Source organism: Microcystis sp. M53602_WE12 (assembly GCF_030065455.1).
GTDB classification, from domain to species: Bacteria; Cyanobacteriota; Cyanobacteriia; order Cyanobacteriales; family Microcystaceae; genus Microcystis; species Microcystis aeruginosa.
This window is the reverse complement of record NZ_JASJFB010000265.1, coordinates 1-4386: the sequence shown is the minus strand read 5'-3', so window position 1 is coordinate 4386 and position 4386 is coordinate 1. Positions and strand designations below refer to the sequence as shown.

General features: G+C 43.8%; 3 protein-coding genes and 1 pseudogene. All 4 read right to left on the bottom strand.

Translation table 11 applies throughout. The annotated features are described in order from the left end of the window. Positions 1-335, bottom strand: a pseudogene (locus PX482_RS09695) (hypothetical protein); the annotation flags it as partial. Positions 336-451: 116 nt separating this feature from the next. Further along, positions 452-1222 carry a Uma2 family endonuclease gene (locus tag PX482_RS09690; protein WP_288122369.1) on the bottom strand — a complete coding sequence of 257 codons (771 nt, stop codon included), beginning with the start codon at positions 1220-1222 and terminating at the stop codon, positions 452-454. A 61-nt stretch (positions 1223-1283) separates the two neighbouring features. Beyond that, on the bottom strand, positions 1284-2621 hold the full coding sequence (gene rfbH, locus PX482_RS09685; RefSeq protein WP_288122368.1) for a lipopolysaccharide biosynthesis protein RfbH: 1338 nt from the start codon (positions 2619-2621) through the stop codon (positions 1284-1286). 74 nt (positions 2622-2695) lie between these two features. Beyond that, positions 2696-3814 carry a CDP-glucose 4,6-dehydratase gene (rfbG, locus tag PX482_RS09680; RefSeq protein ID WP_002756777.1) on the bottom strand — a complete coding sequence of 373 codons (1119 nt, stop codon included), beginning with the start codon at positions 3812-3814 and terminating at the stop codon, positions 2696-2698. Positions 3815-4386: the final 572 nt, after the last annotated feature.

Genomic DNA, 4386 nt, shown 5'->3' with positions numbered 1-4386 from the left:
TCTAGGACAATAGCTGGAATTTCTCCTTCAAGATGGGGAGTATAACTGCGCCGAATTTTTCCGCTAGGAATCGGTTTTACCGAGGGAATATAAACCCAATCAGGTGCTTTGACAACAGTTTGAGTTTTAACGGTAGCACATAAGCCAAAATTAGAAGCAATTAGCATCGATTCTAGAATTAGTCCTGCTAATTCTAGGGATTCCCGTAAAGCGGCTGCTAATAGGGGTTGCAGGTTATTGTCCACAGGTTCGTCAGGTAGAATAAAATCATCGGGCAGTTTTTCCCAGGTGATTATCGTTGATTTTGTTGGTAAATCAATAGCAGATGGTGTCATTGTCGTCAACAGTCCTTCCTAATATTTAATAAGCTCTCATAAACTGCCCGCAACTAAGTAGGTGCATTAAATTAATTATAAAATAGACCTGTAGGTGGACAATGCCTGCAATTAGTTCATACACTATCATCAACTTCAACTCCTAGCGCTCTTAATTTTGCTGCCAAGCGTTCGGCTCGTTGCTTTTCCTGTTCGGCTCGTTGACGCTCTTGCTCGGCTCGTTGCCTTTCTTGCTCTACTAACTCACTGCCCCATAATAGCAAATTTCCCGACTTATCCCACCAGCGCAACCAATTAGTAGTAAATTCAGCTTTGGTTCCTTGCCAGATACCGATAAACAAGTTAAGTTCTTTTATCCAGTAACGATTATTCTCATCTGGCAACTGCTGCTCATACTTTCCTGCCACTAAACAATAAACATCTAATTCTCCGGTTTTTGGCTGAAAAATTCCATAGACAGGTACTTGTAAGATTTGCTCGTAAAAATACCATTTTCCATAGGGATAGTGAGGGTTGATGGAATATTCACCCCCTTCGGTTTCCGAGATAAACTCTAGGACGATGGTAGGAATTTCTCCTTCAAGATGGGGAGTATAACTGCGCCGAATTTTTCCGATGGGAATCGGTTTTACCGAGGGAATATAAACCCAATCAGGTGCTTTGACAACAGTTTGAGTTTTAACGGTAGCACACAAGCCAAAATTAGAGGCAATTAGCATCGATTCTAGAATTAGTCCTGCTAATTCTAACGATTCTCGTAAAGCGGCTGCTAATAGGGGCTGCAAGTTGTTGTCCACAGGTTCGTCAGGTAGAATAAAATCATCTGGCAGTTTTTCCCAGGTGATTATCGTTGATTTTGTCGGTAAATCAATAGCAGATGGTGTCATGTTTATCTCTTTTTCATTAAGAAAAGCCAAGAATACTTAAAAAAAGTCGGTTTTCCCTTAATCACCCTTGACAGAAATTTTTTAGCGTCAAGACAACATATTCTAACATTTCCCCCGTTAATCCGGGATAAATGCCCAGCCAAAAAACACTACTCATGATTTTATCGGCATTGCTTAAATCCCCAACAACTCGATAATTTAACCCCTTATAAAGAGGCTGTCGCAATAAATTTCCTCCAAATAATAGCCTTGTGCCGATGCGTTTTTCCTCCAAATGCTTAACCAAATCATTGCGGCTAAAAGGTGCATTTTCCTTAACAAAAATCGGAAACCCGAACCAACTCGGTTCAGAATCCGGGCTGGCTTCAGGCAGAATTAAAACATCTTGAAGCTCCTGTAACTTTTGATGCAAAAAGTCGAAATTTTCCAGGCGCTTTTTGATAAATCCTGGCAATTTATCCAGTTGCGCTACCCCGACGGCGGCTTGCATATCGGTCATCTTCAGGTTATAACCCACATGAGAATAGGTGTACTTATGGTCATAACCAAAGGGTAAATCTCCTAACTGCCAACCAAAGCGCTTATTACAGGTATTATCTACACCCGGAGGACACCAACAATCTCTGCCCCAGTCACGGAATGACTCGACAATCTTTTTCAAGCGAGTATCACTGGTTAAAACCGCGCCCCCTTCTCCCATAGTCATGTGATGGGCAGGATAAAAGCTAACCGTTGCTAAATGCCCAAAGGTGCCGGTTTTTTGCCCTTTATAGAGACTTCCCACCGCATCACAGTTATCCTCGACTACCCAGAGGTCATGTTTTTCGGCAAAAGCCATCACCGCTTCTAAATTAAAGGGATTTCCCAGGGTATGAGCGATCATAATCGCTTTAGTCTTCTCTGACAAGGCCGATTCCAGCTGCTCGATGTCGAGGTCATAACCGGGTAATTTAACGTCTAAAAAGACGGGAATTAGCTGATTTTGAAAGATGGGGTTAACTGTAGTCGGGAAACCTGCGGCGACGGTAATCACTTCATCCCCCGGTTTAAGTTGTTTTTCCCCCAATTTAGGGGAAGTTAAGGCACTTAAGGCCACTAAATTGGCTGAAGAACCAGAATTGACTAATAAACAATGTTTTACCCCCATCCACTGGGCAAAACGTTCCTCAAATTCCGCCGCATATCTGCCCGTCGTTAACCAGAAATCTAGGGAAGAATCCACTAATTTGACTAATTCTTGCTCATCAAATACCTTACCCGATGCCGGAATATAGGTCTGCCCCGCCACAAAAGCCCGGGGTTGAAATTTGTGTTTGTAGTATTCTTGTACGGCTTGAAAGACTTGCTCTCGCAATTCTGCTTCGCTGGTTGTACTGGGGGGAGAAATAGATTGAGTCATGGTTAATTTTCTTTCAGGGGAGAAATTTGTACTTAATTATTACTTAATTTGCACTATTATCAGCCTTGAGTTCGCTAATCGCTCAGACAACTTTGATAATATTCGATTTGTTGGCGAGTAAGGTCTTGGAATTGTGCTTTATCTTCAGAGTCTATTTGAGCCGCTTGATAATACCATGTCACCGTTTCCTTGAGGGTTTGCCGAAAATCCCAGACGGGTTGCCATTTTAGGGTATGGAAAGCCTTATCTGTGACTAGATTAAGCAATTTAGCCTCATGAACAGCATTCGGATCACTTTGATCGAGCCAAGTTCCCGGCCAAAGTTGTAGGATAGACTCAACTAACTCTTTAACTGGGCGATTAGAAGTCAGAGCCGGACCGAAATTAAACGCCCCATATAACCCCCGGCTGTCTTGCTGCCAATTGGCCGTCATCAACTGCTCATAAATCGACTCAGCTAACCGTAAATAGCCTCCCAAAGGCTCTAAAACGTGCTGCCAAGGACGAGTCGCTAGAGGGTTCCGCACCGGAATCGCTTCGGACTTCATCAAGGCCCGCATCGCATCGGGTACAATCCGGTCTAGAGACCAATCTCCGCCACCGATGACATTTCCTGCCCTGGCGCTGGCGATGCCGATGGGGGTTTGAGGGGTTTTAAAGAAGGAACTGCGCCAAGATGCGATCGCCAATTCCGCCCCAGCTTTGCTAGAACTATAGGGATCGTAACCCCCCAAGGGGTCATTTTCCCGATAACCATAGACCCATTCCCGATTCTCATAGCACTTATCGCTAGTAATAAACACGGCGGCACAGGGATGAGTCAGGCTTTTGAGGGCCTCTAAAACGTGAATAGTCCCCATAACATTTGTGTTCCACGTTTCCACCGACTCAAGATAGGAAAGCCGCACTAAGGGTTGTGCCGCTAAATGAAAGACTACATCCGGCTGCCATGAAGCGATTAAACGAGTCACTAACTCAGGCTCTCGAATATCTCCTATATGATGACTCAGGTTTTGAGCTAAGTCCAATTGGTCAAATAAGGCGGGGGTGGTATTGGGGGCTAAACTGAGGCCTTTTACCTCTGCTCCTAGATGGAGTAACCAAAACGCCAGCCAAGACCCCTTAAAGCCCGTATGACCAGTAATAAAGACCTTTTTGCCTGGCCAAAATGCTTTCTTTACCATATTTTCCATCTAGCTTGTCCAGTATCATCAAGGTGATTGAGCATTTCCATTTCTCGATAAGTATCCATACACTGCCAAAACCCATCAGGCTCATCCCAGAAGGAGAGGGGAGCTATTATTGTTCACAAGTCAAATAGACTCGCTATACTGGGTTTTCAGTTAATTTCAACGGCTTTCTGCGAGTAATCGCCGAAAAGAGTCTTTGTGAAGGCTTAAAACCATCACCCTAAATCTTTGGGAGCCACTATACAGGAACTTGACCGAGGATGTCAATTAGTTAAGCTGTTAGTGGGACTTAGGCGTTTTCGGTCAGCAAAAAAGGCTCAAACCATTACGGGACAAAGGGTTAACCTCGATTTATGATTTTCCTTGATCTATCTGAGTTTCAGCGATTTTGGGCTTCTCGAAGTAAATCCCAAGCTGGGATTGGAGTTGAGGCTGGGAGCATCTCACCTTTGCAATGAGCATAAATACTTAGTGGAAAAATAGGCTTTTCGAGGGTAATTCTTGTTTTAATTCTCCATGTACGCAGTCTTTAAAAGCCTCTATTTCGTTCCAAGACACGATTAAGAGTGGCTTTT